The organism is Methylobacterium sp. J-030 (assembly GCF_022829545.1).
Taxonomy (GTDB): Bacteria; Pseudomonadota; Alphaproteobacteria; order Rhizobiales; family Beijerinckiaceae; genus Methylobacterium.
In genome coordinates this window covers 1-16699 of the sequence record NZ_JAKSYM010000155.1, presented here as the reverse complement: position 1 = coordinate 16699, position 16699 = coordinate 1, and the positions used below count along the sequence as shown (strand labels likewise).

The following is a 16699-nucleotide window of genomic DNA, read 5'->3' as shown; positions in this document are numbered from 1 at the left end:
GCCTGTGCGGCGCCGTCAGGGTGTCTTCAATCGTGATCGGAGTCAGGGCCGGGATCCGCGCGTCCCCTCCCCCCTCTGCGGGGGAGGGTGACCCCCGAAGGAGGTCGGGAGAGGGGAGCGACGGTTCAGAATGAAACGCCGGCCTTCATGACGGTCGCGCCCCTTCCGGAAGCCGGGCTCCCCTCTCCCGACCCTCGCTTACGCGAGGCCCACCCTCCCCCGCAGAGGGGGAGGAATAAGGTAGCGCCTACTCGACCACGTTCTGCGGCTTGCCCGCCACGAACGCCTCGACGTTGTCGACGAGCTGATCGGCGAGGATCTGCATCGCCTCCTTGCTGGCCCAGGCGACGTGCGGGGTGACGATCAGGTTCGGCAGGTCGGCCTCGCACAGGATGTTGCCATCCTTGGGCGGCTCCTGCGCCACCACGTCGAACCCAGCACCCGCGATGGTGCCGTCCTTGAGCGCGGCGAGCAGGGCCGCCTCGTCCACAAGGCCGCCCCGGGCCGTGTTGATCAGGATGGCGCTCTTCTTCATCCGCTTGAGCTCGGCGGCGCCGATCATGCCCTTGGTGTCGGGGGTCAGCGGCACGTGCAGCGTGATGACGTCGGACTGGGTCAGGATCGTCTCGAAATCCACGAGCCCGTTCTGCGGAAACACGTCGTAGGCCAGCACCTTCATGCCCAGCGCCTCGGCGCGCTTGGCGATCGACTTGCCCAGCGCCCCGTAGCCGACGATGCCCAGCGTCGAGCCGGCGATGTCGTAGATCGGGTAATCGAAGTAGCAGAACTGCTTGGACTTCGCCCAATCACCGCGCTTGACCGAGTTGGCGTAGGGCACGATCGCCCGGCGCAGGGCGAACATCAGCCCGACCACGTGCTCCGGCACGGTGTTGAACGCGTAGTTGCGGATGTTGACGACCGTGATCCCCTGCGCTTTGGCCTGGGCCTTGTCGACCACGTCGGTCCCGGTGGCGGCCACCGCGATCAGCTTGAGATCGGGGAGCTGCTTCAGCGTCTCGGCCCGCATCGGGACCTTGTTGATCAGCGCGATCTCCGCCCCCTGGAGGCGGGAGACGATCTCCTCCGGCGTCCAGGTTGAGTCGTGCTCGACGTATTCGTGCGGGAAGTTGAACGGCCGGACCTTCGCGTCGAGGGACTCACGGTCCAGGAACACGATCTTCTTGGTCATAGGACCCCTCTCGGACGCGGGCGGTTTCCCCGATGATCTTGTTCTACCTCGCGCGTCGGGGCGGAGCCGGCAACCCGGCCCCGCCCCGATCGCGTGCGCGGCTCACGCCTTATGCAGCGGATTCTCGCGCAGATAGCTGGAGGCGGCGGCGACGCCGGAGCCCGGCGTGACCGTGATGCCGCAATCGAGCATGGCCATCTCGGCGCCCGCGATGGCGCCCAGCAGCGACAGCTCGTTCAGGTCGCCCAGGTGGCCGATGCGGAACACCTTGCCGGCGACTTTCGACAGGCCGGCCCCGAGGGACAGGTTGTAGCGATCGTAGGCGCGGCTGATCACCTTGGCGGCGTCGGCGCCCTCCGGCACCACGATCGCCGTGACCGTATCGGAGTTCCACTTCGGCTCCTTGGCGCAGGGCTTGAGGCCCCAGGCCGCCACGGCCTGGCGGGTCGCCTCGGCGAGCACGTGGTGGCGGTGGTAGATGTTCTCCAGCCCCTCCTCCTTCACGATCGCCAGGGCCTCGCGCAGGCCGTAGAGCAGCGGCAGGACCGGCGTGTAGGGGAAGTAGCCGGTGGCGTTGGCGGCGAGTTGGTCCTTCCAGGCGAAGTAGGCGTGGCCGAGCCGGTCGTTGCGGCCGGTCCCGCCCTCGGCGATCTTGAGCGCCTTCGGGCTGATGCAGATCAGGCCGAGGCCGGCGGGCAGCATGAAGCCCTTCTGCGAGCCCGCGATGGCGCAGTCGACCTTCCATTCGTCCATCTTGAACGGCAGCGAGCCGATCGACGAGATCCCGTCCACGAACAGCAGCGCCGGGTGGCCGGCGGCGTCGATCGCCTTGCGCACCGCGGCGATGTCGCTGGTGACGCCGGTGGCGGTCTCGTTGTGGACCACCATCACGGCCTTGATGGCGTGGTCCTTGTCGGCCCGGAGCGCCTCCTCGATCTTCTGCGGATCGGCGCCGGCACCCCATTCCTCGTCCTGGACGATCACGTCGAGGCCGAGACGCTGGGCCATGTCGACCCACAGGTGGCTGAACTGGCCGTAGCGGGACGTCAGCACCTTGTCGCCGCGGCAGAGCGTGTTGGACAGGGCCGATTCCCAGATGCCCGTGCCCGAGGACGGGAACAGGATCACCGTGCCGGCAGTCGAACCGAACACGATCTTGGCGTCCTGCAGCAGCGGCTTCACCAGCTCGGGAAAGCTCGGCGAGCGGTGATCCTCCGACGGCACGTGCATGGCGCGCAGGACGCGGTCGGGGATGTTGGTGGGGCCGGGGATGAAGAGGTGGTTGCGACCGGGGCGCCGGGTTGCGGCCATGATGTTTCCTCCGAATAATCTGTTGCGCGCGGGCTCGCGCCCGCGCCGGTTGTCCAAATAGCCTCGGGAGTCGGCCCGGCTGCGGTCGCGGCGCGTTCCGCGCGCCTTACGAACCCCTGCCATGGCCGTGAAGTGGGGGGGCGCTGCGGAGCGGCAGGCGGCCTCACGCCGCTCGCGTCGCGGCGCGCCCCCGCGCGCCGGTCGCCTCCGAATTGCCGTCCCGTCCAACGGCCCCGGGCCGTCCTCGCCGCCTCTCTGTTACGCCCGGCCGAGCCCCAACAGGCCGCCAGTCGCTGGTATTATGAGGCGGCGATGCTCGAAAGGAAAACCGGAAAAACTTCCGGAAGTTGGCAAAAAAATTTTTTGTGCGCCGCAGCGAAGCCGATCTTCGGTTGAGAAGCGTCGCCGCAGCGCACGCCTTGCGCGGATGACGCCCCGGGATCGCGTCATCAAACTGAGATGGGATCGCGCTCTGGATTCCGGCACCGTTCGCCGCCGGGAGAGGTAGCCGTGGCCGAGGTTGAGGAGATGCCGGTCCGGGTCCGGACGCTGTTCCTGTCCGATCTGCATCTCGGGACGCGCGGCTGCCAGGCCGGGCTGCTGCTGTCGTTCCTGCGGGATTACGACGCCGACACGATCTACCTCGTGGGCGACATCGTGGACGGCTGGCAGCTGCGGTCCGGCTGGTACTGGCCGCAGGAACACAACGACGTCGTCCAGAAGCTGCTGCGCAAGGTCCGCAAGGGCGCGAAGGTCGTCTACCTGCCGGGCAATCACGACGAGTTCCTGCGCGACTATGTCGGCATGAATTTCGGCGGCATCGAAGTGGCCGAGAGCGCGATCCACGAGGCGGCCGACGGGAAGCGCTACCTCGTGATCCACGGCGACCAGTTCGACATGGTGGTGCGCCATTCGCCCTGGCTCGCCCATCTCGGCGACGGGGCCTACACGATGGCGCTGACCCTCAACACAGTGCTCAACAAGGTGCGGCGGCGGGTCGGCCTGTCCTACTGGTCGCTCTCGGCCTGGGCGAAGCTGCGGGTGAAGAACGCGGTGAGCTTCATCGGCCGGTTCGAGACCATCCTGGCCGAGGAGGCCCGGCGGCAGGGGGCCGACGGGGTGATCTGTGGCCATATCCACCACGCGGCCGACCGGCCGATCGGCGATCTGCGCTACCTCAACACGGGCGACTGGGTGGAATCCTGCACCGGGATGGTGGAGCATTACGACGGCCGCATTGAGGTGCTGCACTACCCGAGCCTCCTGCGCGCCCGCGCCACGGAGACCGTGCCGCAACCGGTCCCGGGCCGGCGCGCGGTGGCGTGAGGGCACCACCCGTGAAGCTCTTGATCGCCAGCGACGCGTGGCATCCGCAGGTCAACGGCGTGGTGCGCTCCCTGGAGCAGATGGTCCGCCGCGCCCCCGAGCACGGTTTCGAGACAACCCTGCTGACGGCGGCGGATTTCCCCTCGCTGCCCATGCCGGGCTATCCGGAGATCCGCCTGGCCCATGCCGGGCGGTCGCGGGTGGCGGCGCGCTGGCGGGCGGAGCGGCCGACGCATGTCCACATCGCCACCGAGGGCCCGGTGGGATACGCGGCGCGGCGGTACTGCCGGTCGAACGGCCTGCCCTTCACCACGAGCTACCACACGCGCTTTCCCGAATACCTCGCGGCCCGCCTGCCGGTGCCGGAGGCCTTGTCCTACGCCTATCTGCGCCGCTTCCACGGGGCCGCCCGCGGCACGATGGTGAGCACCGCCTCGCTCCAGGGCGAGCTGGAGGCCCGCGGCTTCACCCACCTGATGCGCTGGACCCGCGGGGTCGACACCGAGCGGTTCCGCCCGGCCGCGCCCGGCGCGCCGTCGCCCGCCGAACTCGCCGATCTGCCGCGGCCGCTGTTCCTCTATGTCGGCCGGCTGGCGGTGGAGAAGAACATCGCGGCGTTCCTGAACCTCGACCTGCCCGGCACCAAGATCGTCGTCGGCGACGGGCCGGACCGGGGGCGGCTGCAGGGGCTGGCCCCGGGCGCGCGGTTCCTCGGCACCCGGACGGGGGCGGCGCTCGCGGCGATCTACGCGGCCTGCGACGCGTTCGTGTTCCCGAGCTTGACCGACACGTTCGGCATCGTGCTGCTGGAGGCCATGGCCTGCGGCCTGCCGGTGGCGGCCTTCCCGGTGCCCGGCCCGAACGACGTGATCGGGGGCACACGCGTGGGCGTCCTCGACCGGGACCTGCGCGCCGCCGCGCTCGCCGCCCTCGACCTGTCGCGGGCCGAGTGCCGGGCCGAAGCCCTGCGCCGGGGCTGGGACGTGAGCGCGCCCCAGTTCTTCAGCAACATCATCGAGGCGCATGGCGGCGAGCGCCTCGCCCGGAATGCCGCCTGAACGAGATTCCAAAGGGCTTGCCCTTTGGTGGGTCGTCAGGGCAAAGCCCTGACATTCATGATCCCAGGGGAGAGCCATGCCCGCCGCCCGGGCGACGGCGCGGCCGTTCGATCCCTCTCGCGCCACGACCTATCCCCCGGCGATCGGCTGCGACGAGGTGGGACGCGGGGCCTTGTGCGGCCCGGTCGTGGCGGCGGCGGTCTGGTTCGATCCGGCCGCGATCCCGCCCGCGTTGCTCGCCGCCCTCGACGACAGCAAACGCCTGCCCGAGCCCGAGCGGGAGCGGCTCGCGCCCCTGATCCGCGCCGAGGCCCGCGTCGCCGTTTCAGCCGGGTCCCGGGCGCTGATCGACCGCATCAACATCCGCGCCGCCACCCTCGACGCCATGGCGCGGGCGGTCGCCCGCCTGGGCATCGCGGCGCCCGTCCTGGTCGACGGCCGGGATGGACTGCCAGGATTGCCCAGCCGAGCGGTCGTCGGGGGCGACCGTCTGGTGCCGCAGATCGCCGCGGCCTCGATCGTCGCCAAGGTGTTTCGCGACACGCTGATGCGGCGCCTCGCCCTGCGCCACCCGGGCTATGGCTGGGAGCGCAACGTCGGCTACGGCACCGCTCTCCACCGGGCCGGCCTGACCAGCCTCGGCCGGAGCCCGCACCACCGCCTGAGCTTCACGCGCGGGTTCGATGGGGTTCCCCAAGGGCTCGCCCTTGGGCGGGTTTTCAGGGCAGAGCCCTGAACGTCGTCCCCAGGGCTCTGCCCTGGACCCGCGAAAGGTCTCGACCTTTCGAAACCGTCATTTTGCCGGTCGTCAGAACAGCGCCAGTTGCGCACCCGGCCGGCGGAAGGCCGCGCGGTTCAGCGCCATCCGGCCGAAGCCGTAGCCGAGCCGGGTTCCGGCGAGCCGGACCCGCTGACCGATCATCGCCGCGTAGGCGCCTTCGCCGCGGAAGCGGTGGCCGAACCGGGGATCGTTCTCGCGCCCGCCCCGGGCCTGGCGCAGGAGCGCGAAGGCGCGGTCCTTCCGCTGCGGATAGTGCTCGGCGAACCAGTCGGCCATCAAGTCGGCGACTTCGCCGGGCAGCCGCAGCAGGGCGTGGCCGATGCGGCTCGCACCGTGCGCCCGGGCATGGGCGAGGATCGCCTCGATCTCGTGGTCGGTCAGCCCCGGGATGATCGGCGAGACGTTGACCATCACGGGCACCCCCGCCTCGCTCAGGCGCGCCATCGCGGCGAGCCGCTTGTCCGGCCGGGGCGCGCGCGGATCGAGCCGCCGGGCGAGGACCGGATCCAGGGTCGGCAGCGAGATCGCGACGAGGACCAGATCGTCGGCGGCCATCGCGGACAGGATGTCGAGGTCGCGCAGCACGAGATCGGACTTCGTGGTGATGCCGACGGGATGCCGCGTGTCCCGCAGCACCTCCAGCACCGCGCGGGTGATGCGGTGCGTCCGCTCGACCGGCTGGTAGGGATCGGTGGCCGTGCCCAGCGCGATCGTCTCCGGGCTGTATCCCGGCGCCGCGAGTTCCCGCAGGAGCAGCCGGGCGGCGTCCGGCTTGGCGACGATCCGCGATTCGAAATCGAGCCCCGGCGATAGGCCGAGCCACGCATGGGTCGGACGCGCGTAGCAGTAGATGCAGCCGTGCTCGCAGCCGCGATACGGGTTGATCGAGCGGTCGAACGGGATGTCGGGCGACGTGTTGCGGGCGATGATCCGGGTCGACCGTTCCGATGAGACCTGCGTGCGTAGCGCCGCCGGCGCGTCGGCCGCCCAATCGGGATCGTGGAAGGCCTCTTGCCGGGCCGTCTCGAACCGGCCGGTGGGGTTGCAGGTCGCCCCCCGCCCGCGGCGCCCGGCCTCGGGCGGCGTGCTCGCGGCGAGCCGCCGCGCCGCGCCCGGTCTCGACGCGTCCCGCGGACCCGTCACGTCATGCGCCATGATGAGGCCTCCTGTTTCACGTGAAACATATAGCGAACATCACGTCGAAGAGCGCCTGTTTTTCGGGCAAATCCCGCGTCTCCGTGTCTCTCGGTAACGTCCCGACCGTCCGGACATGCGGGAATGGTTTACGGCGGCGCAAAATCGTCTATGCGCGCGGTCATGCTCTCTGCGGTGACCTATCTGGCCGAACCGGCCCATCCGGACGCGATCGATCGCCTCGCCGACACGCTGGGCGTGCTCGTCTCCGGCGTCGCCGGCGGGCTGATCGGCGATGCCGTGATCGTGTCCGGCTGCGCCAGCGAGGCGGTCGCGGCCGTCGCCGAGGCGACCGGCGCGACCCTCGTGGTCCACCCGGGCGGAAGTCCCTACGCGGCCGGCGCCGCCCTCGCCCGCCGGGATTGGGTCCTGTGCCTGGAGGCCGGGGACGTGCCCGCCGAGGGCTGGATCCGCACCCTCGACCGCTTCATCGGCACCGCCCGGCCGGAGACGGGTCTCGGTCGCCTGCGCCGCCCGGCTGCCGGCTGGGGCGCCCGTCTCGCCGGCCGGATCGAGACCCTGACCGGCGCCCAGAGGGCCAGGGCGGGCGATGTGGTTCGGCGCGAGGCGCTGCGGTGCGGGCCGGACTTCGCATCGCGCCTCAAGGTTCGCCCGTTGATCGCCCGTATCGACCGGGCGTGATCACCGCCAATCGACGGTTCGACTTGCCGTTTAGCGTATATTGTTCGCTCAACTCCTGGCGCGCCGGCAAGAAACTTGCTGAACTGGCAGATCTGGCGCGCCCCGTCCGGGCCGCCGCAGCAAGGATGAGCCGATGGATGCGTCGGGCCTGATGGGGCGGAAATCCGTCGACGCCATCATCGAGAGCGGCGAGGGCGAGCAGCAGCTCTCGAAATCGCTCGGCGCCCTGTCGATCACCGCGATGGGCATCGGCGCGATCATCGGTGCCGGCATCTTCGTGCTGACCGGCACGGCCGCCGCGCAATATGCCGGGCCGGGGATCATGCTGTCCTTCGTGCTGGGCGGCATCGCGTGCGCGTTCGTCGGCCTGTGCTACTCGGAGATGGCGGCGCTGATCCCGGTGGCGGGATCGAGCTACACCTACACCTACGCGACGCTGGGCGAGTTCTTCGCCTGGCTGATCGGCTGGGACCTGATCCTGGAATACGCCATGGGGGCGGCCACCGTCGCGGTGGGCTGGTCGGGCTACGTCACCAGCATCCTGAAGGATGTCGGCATCGTGATCCCGGCGCAATTCGCACACGCGCCCGGCACGGCGATCGACGGCGGCGGCACCGCCCTGTTCAACCTGCCGGCCGTGCTGATCGTGGCGCTGATCACGCTCCTGCTGATGCGCGGCACGAAGGAATCGGCGCGCTTCAACAACATCATGGTGGCGGTGAAGCTCACCGTGGTGGTGGCCTTCATCGCTCTGGGCTGGGGCCACGTGAACACGGCGAACTGGAGCCCCCTGATTCCGCCGAACGACGGCACCTTCGGACAGTACGGCTACAGCGGAATTCTGCGCGGCGCCGGCGTGGTGTTCTTCGCCTTCATCGGCTTCGACGCGGTCTCCACCGCCGCCCAGGAGGCCCGCCGGCCCCAGAAGGACATGCCGATCGGCATCCTGGGCTCGCTCGCGGTCTGCACGATCCTGTACGTGCTGGTGGCCGCGGTGCTGACCGGGCTGGTCCCCTACAAGGACCTGAACGTCCCCGACCCGATCGCCAAGGGCGTCGACGTGATCGGCATCGGCTGGTTCTCCATGCTGATCAAGCTCGGGGCGCTGACCGGGCTGACCACGGTGATCCTGGTGCTGCTCTATGGCCAGAGCCGGATCTTCTTCACCATGGCGCAGGACGGGCTGCTGCCGAAGACCTTCTCCCACGTCCACCCGACCTACCAGACGCCCTACCGCAGCCAGGCGCTGATCGGGGTCGCGGTGGCGCTGGTGGCGGCCCTGGTGCCGATCAACATCCTGGGCGAGATGGTGAGCATCGGGACGCTCGCGGCCTTCATCCTGGTCTGCGGCTCGGTGATCTACCTGCGCCGGACCAACCGCCACCTGAAGCGCCCGTTCAAGGCGCCCGCCGTCCCGATGGTGCCGATCCTCGGCATCCTGTTCTGCCTGCTGCTGATGGCCGGCCTGCCGCTCGACACGTGGCTGCGGCTGGTGATCTGGATGGCGATCGGGCTCGTGGTGTACTTCTTCTACGGGCGGAAGCACTCGGTGCTGCGCCGGAAGGAGGGGAACGCGGCGTAGCGCCGGTCCGACGGGATTCGGGGTCGAGCGGATCGCAGAACGCGGTGCAGGTCTGCTCCCCCCTCTGCGGGGGCGGGAAGGCGTCGCGCTTCACACCGAGAGGCTCGCCCCCCTGCGCAAGTGCTCGTCGAGCCGCGGCATGATCTCCACGAAGTTGCAGGGCCGGTGCCGGTAGTCGAGCTGCTGGGCCAGGATCCCGTCCCAGGCGTCCCGGCAGGCGCCGGGCGAGCCCGGCAGCACGAACACGTAGGTCGCCCGCGCGACCCCCGCGGTGGCGCGCGACTGCAGGGTCGAGGTGCCGATCTTCTCGTAGGAGATCCGGTGGAACACGGCGGAAAAGCCGTCCATGCGCTTCTCGAACAGCGGTTCCAGCGCCTCCGGGGTCACGTCACGTCCGGTGAAGCCGGTGCCGCCCGTGGTGAGCACCACGTCGACGCCCGGATCGCGCAGCCACGCCTCCACCTGCCCCCGGATCGCGGGAACCTCATCCGGCACGATCGACCGGGCGGCGAGCCGGTGGCCCGCATCGGTCAGTCGCTGGACCAGCGTGTCGCCGGAGCGGTCGTCCTCCGGGCGGCGGGTGTCCGACACGGTCAGCACCGCGATCGACAGGGGGAGGAATGCGCGGGGGGCAGGCTGATCGGCCATGGATCGGGTCTCCGGGACGGGCATCCGATATGGGCGCGCCGCTTCCGGTTGTCGCCCCCGGTCGCCGCCGCGAACGCGCCCCCTTGCGGCGGGACGCAAACTCGGCTGTGCTCCACCGATCCTCCGGAGATCGTCTCATGCACATGTACGGCAATTGGCGCTCGGCCGCCGCCTTCCGGGTGCGGATCGCCCTCAAGATGAAGGGGATCCCTTACGAGGAAACCTTCATCGACCTCGACGCGGGCGACCAGCACAAGCCGGAGTTCCGGACGATCAACCCACAGGGCGCGGTGCCCGCGCTCTTCGACGGCGACGGGCCGCCGCTCACCCAGTCGCTCGCGATCCTCGATTACCTGGAGGAGACGACGCGCGGCGTGCGCCTCCTGCCCGAGGAGCCCCGGGCCCGGGCGCGGGCGCGCTCCCTAGCGCAGGTGGTCGCCTGCGACACGCACCCGCTCTACGTGCCGCGGGTCCGCACCTTCCTGATGGAGCATTACGACCTGCCCCGGGAGCGGATGCTCGACTTCCTGCGCAACGCCTTCGAGAGCGGCCTGCGGACCCTCGAGACGCGACTCGCCAACGAGCCCGGGACCGGCCGGTTCTGCCAGGGCGACGCGGTGAGCCACGCCGACCTCTGCCTCGTGAGCCTCTGGGTCGGCACCGGCATCTTCGGTGTCGATACGGCAGCCTATCCGACGGTCGGGCGGATCGCCGCGGAATGCCTCGCCCTGCCGGCGGTGGCCGAGGCGCACCCCCTGCGTCAGCCCGGAGCCCCGCAGGCGTGACCCGGAAGCCGCGGTCCCGCCACGCGTGGCTTCGTCACGCGTGGCGTCCTTGCGCGCGCTCATGGCGCGCGCTCATGGCGTGCGCTTGGCGGGCGGATGTGGCAATCGGACACCCGTCTCGTGTAAGCAGGCCGGCGTTTTAATCCCGGTGCGGGAGCGGAAAGAGTGTCGATGGCATCGGTCGAGAACGAGTCGGGTCTGCATCGCGTCGTCGTGGTCGGCGGCGGCGCCGCCGGGCTCCAGCTTGTGACGAAGCTCGGCGACAAGCTCGGGCGGGGCAAGCGGGCCCATATCACGCTGGTGGACCGCGCCCGCACCCACATCTGGAAGCCACTGCTCCACGAAGTCGCGGCCGGCAGCCTCGACGTGGGCCACCACGCCGTCGACTACCTGCACCATGCCCACATGCACGGCTTCCGCTACCGGATCGGGCAGATGACCGGGCTCGACCGGACGGCGCGCACGATCCAGCTTGCGGCGAGCCACGACGCCGAGGGCCGCGAGGTTACGCCGGAGCGCGCGGTTCCCTACGACACGCTGGTGATGGCGGTGGGCTCCACCACCAACGATTTCGGCACCCCGGGCGTCGCCGAGCACGCCATCGCGCTGGATACCCAGGACCAGGCGGTGCGCTTCCACCAGCGCCTCGTCAACGCCTCCCTGCGGGCCCACACCCAGGCCGGCCCGGTCCGGCCCGGGCAGCTCCACGTCACGGTGATCGGTGCCGGCGCCACCGGCACCGAACTCGCCGCCGAGCTGCACCGGACCCTGCGGCACGTGGTCTCCACCGGCCTCGACAGGATCGATCCCGGCAAGGACATCCGCATCACCCTGGTGGAGGCGGCCGACCGGATCCTGCCGGCGGTGCCCCAGCGCCTCTCGGCCGAGGTGATGCAGCTCCTCGACAAGATCGGCGTCGACGTCCGCGTGAAGGCGCGGGTGACTGAGGTGCGGGCGGACGGCGTGCAGCTCGCCGACGGGACCTTCATTCCCTCGGAGCTGGTGGTCTGGGCGGCCGGCGTGAAGGCGCCGCCCTTCCTCCAGGGCATCGGCGGCCTGGAGACGACGCGGACCAACCAGCTCGTCGTGACCCCGACCCTGCAGACCACCCGCGATCCCGACATCTTCGCGCTCGGCGACTGCGCCTATCTGGTCGAGGCGGGCTCCGACACGCCGGTGCCGCCGCGCGCGCAGGCCGCGCACCAGCAGGCCAGCCACCTCGTCGGCCAGATCCGGGCCAGGATCGACGGCAAACCGCTCAAGCCCTTCAAGTACAAGGATTTCGGGTCGCTGGTCTCGCTTGGCGAATACTCAACGGTCGGCAGCTTGATGGGCTTCGTGCGCGGCAAGAACATGCTCATCGCCGGTCTGTTCGCCCGGATGATGTACCGCTCGCTGTACAAGATGCACGAGCAGGCGCTCCACGGCACCGCCAAGACCGCCCTCGACACCCTGGCGCGCGCCCTCACCCGCCGCACCGAGCCGCGGGTGAAGCTGCATTGAGCCCGACCGCGGCCGAACACCGCGCGCGATGACGGTCACGGTCTCAACGGGTCGAGACCTTTTGCGGGTGCAGGGCATAACCCGACGGTCGGGTATGTTTTCATATCGGTCATGAACTCAGGGTGACCGACGCGTCGCCACCGGCTTTGCGAGCGCAACACACCTTCAAAGGGCTGGGGCCACGCCCTTTGGGAACCCACGCGGCATCGACCGTATCAACCCCGCGCCCGGGCGCGGATCATGAAGTTGTCGTAGGTGTACTCGGCGACCTGAAACCAGAGGTACTCCTCGTTCCGGAAGGTGCGCATCGCCTCGTAGACCCGGCGAAAATCCCCGTTCTTGGCGGCGATCTCGCCGTAGACGTCGTTGGCGTTCTTGAGGGCGGCCTCCATCACCTCCTGGGGGAAGGGCCGAAGCAGCGCGCCCCCGGCGACCAGCCGGCGCAGAGCCTGGGGGTTGCGCGCGTCGTATCTGGCCTGCACCTCGGCCCCCACCTGGGCGGCGGCGGCCCGCAGGACGGCCTGATAGGATTTCGGCAGCGCCTTCCACGCCTCGGCGTTGAACCAGAAGTGCAGCATCGCGCCGCCCTCCCAGAAGCCCGGATAATGATAGACCGGCGCCACCTTCTGCAGCCCCAGGCGCTCGTCGTCGTAGGGACCGATCCACTCGGCGGCGTCGATTTTCTTTGACTCCAGGGCCGCGTAGATCTCGGCCCCCGGGATGGATTGCGGCTGGACGCCGAACTTGGTGAGCACCTGCCCACCCATGCCGTCGATCCGGAACTTGAGCCCCTGAAGATCGGCGAGGCTCTTGATCTCGCGCCGGAACCAGCCGCCCATCTGCGCGCCGGTGTTGCCCCCCGGAAGGCAGACGAGGCCGGCCTTCGCGAAAACCTCGGCGAACAGTTCGGCCGCGCCCCCGGCCTGCCACCACGCGGCCGCGCCCCGCGCGTTGAGGCCGAAGGGCACGGCGGTCGCGAGCGCGAAGGTCGGATCCTTGGCCATGCCGAGCGTCGCCGGCCCGTGGCCCATCTCGACGGTGCCGGCCGCGACGGCGTCCAGCAGCCCCTCCGCGGGCACCGGCTCGCCGGGACCCTGGACCCGGATCTGAAACCGGCCGTCCGTGGCCTCGGCGACGATCCGACCGAAGGTCTCGGAGGCGCCGAACAGGATGTCGAGAGTCTTGGCGTAGGCCGAGGACAGGCGCCAGCGCAGCTCGGGAGCGCCCTCGGCGAGCGCCGGGGCGGCCAGCGGCGCTGCGACGGCCGCCCCGAGGCCGGCGGCCAGGAGCGTGCGCCGCGTTCCGGCCTTGGGGGGGTGCGCGAGAGGGGTGTCGTCCAACGGCATCTCGTCCGAGCGTGTCCTGTCCGTCCGGCGCGGATTGGCCGGCCGCAGCTAGCATGTCCGCGCCGGTTTTCGAAAGCCGCGGGCGATGCGGGCAGTTCCGTCTCGGCTCGAAACCGGAGGTGGCCCGTGCTACGCGCCGGGGATGAAGACCTCGCCCTCCGTCACCCTGCACACCGTCTGCGGCCTGGAGGACCTCGCCGGCCACGGGTCGCGCGGCGTCAGCCACGTCCTTTCGCTCCTCGACCCCGGCACGCCGGAGCCGGAGGCCTTCGCGGCTTACGGCGACCACACCCGCACGACGCTGCACTTCCACGATTGCCTCGGCCCCGGCGACGGGCTCGTGCCGCCCGAGCCGGAGCATGTCGCCGCGATCCTCGCTTTCGGACGCGACCTCGACGGGGCGGCCCATCTGCTGGTGCATTGCCATTACGGCCTGTCGCGCTCGACCGCGGCGCTGCTGATGCTGCTCGCGCAGGCCGAACCGGAGACGTCTGCGGAGGCCCTGGTGGTGCGGCTCCACGCCCTGCGCGAGCCGGCCTGGCCGAACGCTCGGATGATCGGCTTCGCGGATGCCCAACTCGGCCGGGAGGGGCGGCTCAGCGAAGCGGTCCGGCAGCTCCACGCCTTGCAGTTGCAGGTGCGGCCGCACCTCGCCGAGCTGCTGCGCGGGCTGGGGCGAGGAGCGGAGGTAGACGCGGCCGAGGTGGACGCGGCCGAGGTGGACGCGGCGAAGGCCTGAGCACACCGGATCGATGGACGCTCCGCGCGGATCGAGTCCGACGAAGACCGGCATCGCCGCGCGGGCTTCCACCGGGGCGGCCTTGCCGTTCCGCCCGCCTCCGAACTTTCAGGCCGCCAGCGCGGCCACGTCCGGCCAGAAGACCCGCAGGATCGGGGTACCTCTGGAGGTGGGCACTTGCGACGCGCTGCGCTCCACGACGCCGCCGCCCAAACGACGATAGAAGCGCAACGCCGCTTCGTTGGCCTCGAACACCCAGAGGTGGATCCCTCGCATTTCTGCCTCCCTCTCGACGGAGCGCGCGACGGCCCTCATGAGATGCGCCCCGATATGCCGCCCGCGCATCTGCGGGACGACGTGCAGATTATCGATCAGACTGCCCCAGGCCGGATCGAGATCGCGATACACGCATCCGAAGCCGAGCGCGGTCGCATCCGCCGTCTCCGCGAGCAGTGTCGTCCTCCGAGGGTCGGGGTGTTGGAGACGATCCGACCACAACGAACGTCGCTCGTCTTCGATCGGCCCGGCGAGGTAGCTCGGATCCAGCAGGGTCGCATAGGCGTCGCGCCAACTGGCCGTGTGTATGGCCGCGATCGTCGCCGCGTCGCGCGGCACGGCGCATCGGATTGTGAGTCCACCGAGGTCCATGGTCGTATCGGAGCGTGGCGGAGGCCGGCGGTCAATGGCGGAATCGCAAGACCCGGCCCAAGCCAGGGAAACCTCGGATGGCCATCCAGCCCTCCGCATCCGCGGATGCCGGAGCGCAGCGCAGGCCTCGCCGGAACGCTCCTGATCGCTGCGCGATGCCAGGCGCCCGCCTTCGCGGCCCGCCGACCCGGTCACCTCAGGATGCGGGGGGCGGAGGGGATCGCCCGATGATGCCGCCACGGCGCGCTGGCCTGGTCCGTGCGGCTTGCCAACGCACATCTCCCGAGAGGGGGTCTCCGCCGGGGCGGACGGGCGCTCACTTCCCCGCCGGCGTGAAGCTTCCATCCTTCCACACGTACAGCACATACCCTTGTGCGGTGACGTCGCCCTTGGCGTCGAATCCGACCGTGCCGAGCACGAGGTCGAACCGCTCCGTGTGCAGCGCCTGCGCGATCGGCTTCGGGTCGACAGAATGCGCGAAGTTGCCGGCCGCCACCAGCGCCTGCAGGGCAGCGTAGCCGTAGACCGTCGAGCCGGTGGGGTCCACGCCCTCGGCCTTGAAGGCCTTCACCACGGCAGCGGCGGCGGGCTGGCGGCTCGGATCGAGGTAGAAGATCATCAGGACGCCGTTGCTCGCGGGCCCGGCGATCTTGGCGAAATCCGGCGTGGCGATCGCCGAGGTGCCGAACCATTGCGGCCGAAACCCCCGGTCGGCGGCGACCTTCACGAGGCGCCCCATCTCGGTGGCATCGCCGCCGTAATAGACCACGTCGATCCCCGCGCCCTTGAGCCGGTCGGCCAGGGCGGCATCGTCGGCGTCGCTCGGCGAGAACGAGAGCGACAGCGCCTCGTTGACGCCGATCCGGTTGAGGTTGTCCTTGGTGGCGGCGGCGAGCGCCCGGGACGCCGGGGTCTGGTCCTGGATCAGCGCGATCTTGCGGTCCCGGAATCGCTCGGCCAGCACGGCAGCCGACAGGCGGGCCTGATCGTCGTCGCGCCCGCAGACCCGGAACACGGTCGGCAGCCCCCGGTCGGTGAGCCGGGCCGCCACCGAGGCCGCTGTGATCATCACCACGCCGTTCTGGGCGTAGATGTCGGAAGCCGCGATCGAGGCGTTCGAGCAGACATGCCCGACGACGAGGCGCACGTTCCCGCGGACGAAGTGATTGGCGACCGCGGTCGCGGTGTTGGAGTCGCAGGCGTCGTCCTGCACGTCGAGGGTCACGGGCTGGCCGTCGAGGCCGCCCATGGCGTTGGCGTCGCGGGCCGCCGCCTCGACCCCGCGCAGCACCTGCTCGCCCACCGCCACGTAGGGCCCCGAGCGCGGCACCGCCACGCCGATCACCACGTCGGCCCGCGCCGGCACCGCCGGGAGGAGCGCGACACACAGGCTCAGGGATATCAGCGCGGGCCGGAATGGTCCGCTGGCGGGGACGACGCGTCCGATCTTCATCGGGCTCTTCTAGGCATCCTTGCGCGCGGCAACCACAGGTGGACGGCATCCGGCATCCGCGCCGCATTCCCGCACCGCACCCAATGCCCTTACGCGAGGACGCGCGGAAACGCGATTTTTTTCCGCGGTCCGCCGCCCCGTCCTCCCGCGTTTACTTCGCGTAGTAGTAGGCGGTGGCGACAGAGGAGAGCGGTCCCGTCACGCCGCTGAAGACGGTGAGCACTTTCGAGACCTCGGTGAACGGCGCGTTCGACACGTAGACGAGGTCGCGGTTGCGCATCCGGAACGCCTGGGACACGAACAGGCTGTTGGGATCGCGCATGTCGATCCGGTACACCACCGGGACCAGCGGCGTGGCGAGCAGCTTCGAGCCCGGGTTCAGCCGGCGCACCACGCTGGCCGGCTCGAACCGGAAGATGAAGGTGCCGGACGGGTCGGCGGCGAAGTCCGACAGGCCGCGCGCCTTGGCCAGCGCCTGCGCCAGGGTGATCCCG

The 16699-nt window shown here is 70.3% G+C and carries 15 protein-coding genes and 1 pseudogene; 8 read left to right on the top strand and 8 right to left on the bottom strand.

Annotated features, from left to right (window positions below; genetic code table 11):
• Window positions 1–247: 247 nt before the first annotated feature.
• Window positions 248–1189, bottom strand: coding sequence for a D-2-hydroxyacid dehydrogenase (locus MKK75_RS09415; protein WP_244042326.1), 942 nt, complete (start codon window positions 1187–1189; stop codon window positions 248–250).
• A 102-nt stretch (window positions 1190–1291) separates the two neighbouring features.
• A complete protein-coding gene (locus MKK75_RS09410) occupies window positions 1292–2500 on the bottom strand; it encodes an aminotransferase class V-fold PLP-dependent enzyme (protein WP_244042325.1) in 1209 nt (402 codons plus the stop codon).
• Between the two features lie 528 nt (window positions 2501–3028).
• Here MKK75_RS09410 and MKK75_RS09405 point away from each other — a divergent pair.
• The 3 genes from MKK75_RS09405 to MKK75_RS09395 all read left to right on the top strand — a co-directional run bounded on the left by MKK75_RS09405 (window position 3029) and on the right by MKK75_RS09395 (window position 5620).
• Window positions 3029–3826 carry a UDP-2,3-diacylglucosamine diphosphatase gene (locus MKK75_RS09405; protein ID WP_279593737.1) on the top strand — a complete coding sequence of 266 codons (798 nt, stop codon included), beginning with the start codon at window positions 3029–3031 and terminating at the stop codon, window positions 3824–3826.
• Window positions 3827–3837: 11 nt separating this feature from the next.
• Window positions 3838–4884: a glycosyltransferase family 4 protein gene (locus MKK75_RS09400; RefSeq protein WP_244042323.1), complete on the top strand. Its 1047-nt coding sequence runs from the start codon at window positions 3838–3840 to the stop codon at window positions 4882–4884.
• Between the two features lie 76 nt (window positions 4885–4960).
• Complete coding sequence (locus MKK75_RS09395) at window positions 4961–5620, top strand: ribonuclease HII (protein ID WP_244042322.1); 660 nt, start codon at window positions 4961–4963, stop codon at window positions 5618–5620.
• A 72-nt stretch (window positions 5621–5692) separates the two neighbouring features.
• Here the strand turns inward: MKK75_RS09395 and MKK75_RS09390 are convergent, their stop codons facing one another.
• A complete protein-coding gene (locus tag MKK75_RS09390) occupies window positions 5693–6820 on the bottom strand; it encodes a PA0069 family radical SAM protein (protein WP_244042321.1) in 1128 nt (375 codons plus the stop codon).
• 150 nt (window positions 6821–6970) lie between these two features.
• Here MKK75_RS09390 and MKK75_RS09385 point away from each other — a divergent pair, with 150 nt between their 5' ends.
• Both MKK75_RS09385 and MKK75_RS09380 read left to right on the top strand, forming a co-directional pair.
• The gene (locus MKK75_RS09385; protein WP_244042320.1) at window positions 6971–7501 is read left to right on the top strand and encodes a hypothetical protein; all 531 of its coding nucleotides are present in this window, start codon (window positions 6971–6973) and stop codon (window positions 7499–7501) included.
• Between the two features lie 133 nt (window positions 7502–7634).
• Window positions 7635–9083 carry an amino acid permease gene (locus MKK75_RS09380; RefSeq protein WP_244042319.1) on the top strand — a complete coding sequence of 483 codons (1449 nt, stop codon included), beginning with the start codon at window positions 7635–7637 and terminating at the stop codon, window positions 9081–9083.
• A 90-nt stretch (window positions 9084–9173) separates the two neighbouring features.
• Here the strand turns inward: MKK75_RS09380 and moaB are convergent, their stop codons facing one another.
• Entirely contained in the window at window positions 9174–9731 is a 558-nt protein-coding gene (gene moaB / locus MKK75_RS09375; RefSeq protein WP_244042318.1) for a molybdenum cofactor biosynthesis protein B, read from the bottom strand.
• Between the two features lie 137 nt (window positions 9732–9868).
• On the opposite strand from moaB, the gene maiA reads away from it, so the two are divergent.
• Complete coding sequence (gene maiA / locus MKK75_RS09370; protein WP_244042317.1) at window positions 9869–10516, top strand: maleylacetoacetate isomerase; 648 nt, start codon at window positions 9869–9871, stop codon at window positions 10514–10516.
• 171 nt (window positions 10517–10687) lie between these two features.
• Window positions 10688–12019 carry an NAD(P)/FAD-dependent oxidoreductase gene (locus MKK75_RS09365; RefSeq protein ID WP_244042316.1) on the top strand — a complete coding sequence of 444 codons (1332 nt, stop codon included), beginning with the start codon at window positions 10688–10690 and terminating at the stop codon, window positions 12017–12019.
• Window positions 12020–12234: 215 nt separating this feature from the next.
• On the opposite strand, the gene MKK75_RS09360 is transcribed toward MKK75_RS09365, so the two are convergent.
• Window positions 12235–13365, bottom strand: a complete 1131-nt coding sequence (locus MKK75_RS09360) for a TRAP transporter substrate-binding protein (RefSeq protein ID WP_244042315.1) — start codon at window positions 13363–13365, stop codon at window positions 12235–12237.
• Between the two features lie 142 nt (window positions 13366–13507).
• On the opposite strand from MKK75_RS09360, the gene MKK75_RS09355 reads away from it, so the two are divergent.
• Complete coding sequence (locus MKK75_RS09355) at window positions 13508–14104, top strand: tyrosine phosphatase family protein (protein ID WP_244042314.1); 597 nt, start codon at window positions 13508–13510, stop codon at window positions 14102–14104.
• Between the two features lie 108 nt (window positions 14105–14212).
• Here the strand turns inward: MKK75_RS09355 and MKK75_RS09350 are convergent, their stop codons facing one another.
• The 3 genes and pseudogenes from MKK75_RS09350 to MKK75_RS09340 all read right to left on the bottom strand — a co-directional run.
• The gene (locus MKK75_RS09350) at window positions 14213–14752 is read right to left on the bottom strand and encodes a GNAT family N-acetyltransferase (RefSeq protein WP_244042313.1); all 540 of its coding nucleotides are present in this window, start codon (window positions 14750–14752) and stop codon (window positions 14213–14215) included.
• A 316-nt stretch (window positions 14753–15068) separates the two neighbouring features.
• A complete protein-coding gene (locus MKK75_RS09345) occupies window positions 15069–16205 on the bottom strand; it encodes a branched-chain amino acid ABC transporter substrate-binding protein (RefSeq protein WP_244042312.1) in 1137 nt (378 codons plus the stop codon).
• 151 nt (window positions 16206–16356) lie between these two features.
• Window positions 16357–16699 (bottom strand): annotated as a pseudogene (locus MKK75_RS09340) (sugar transporter); the annotation flags it as partial.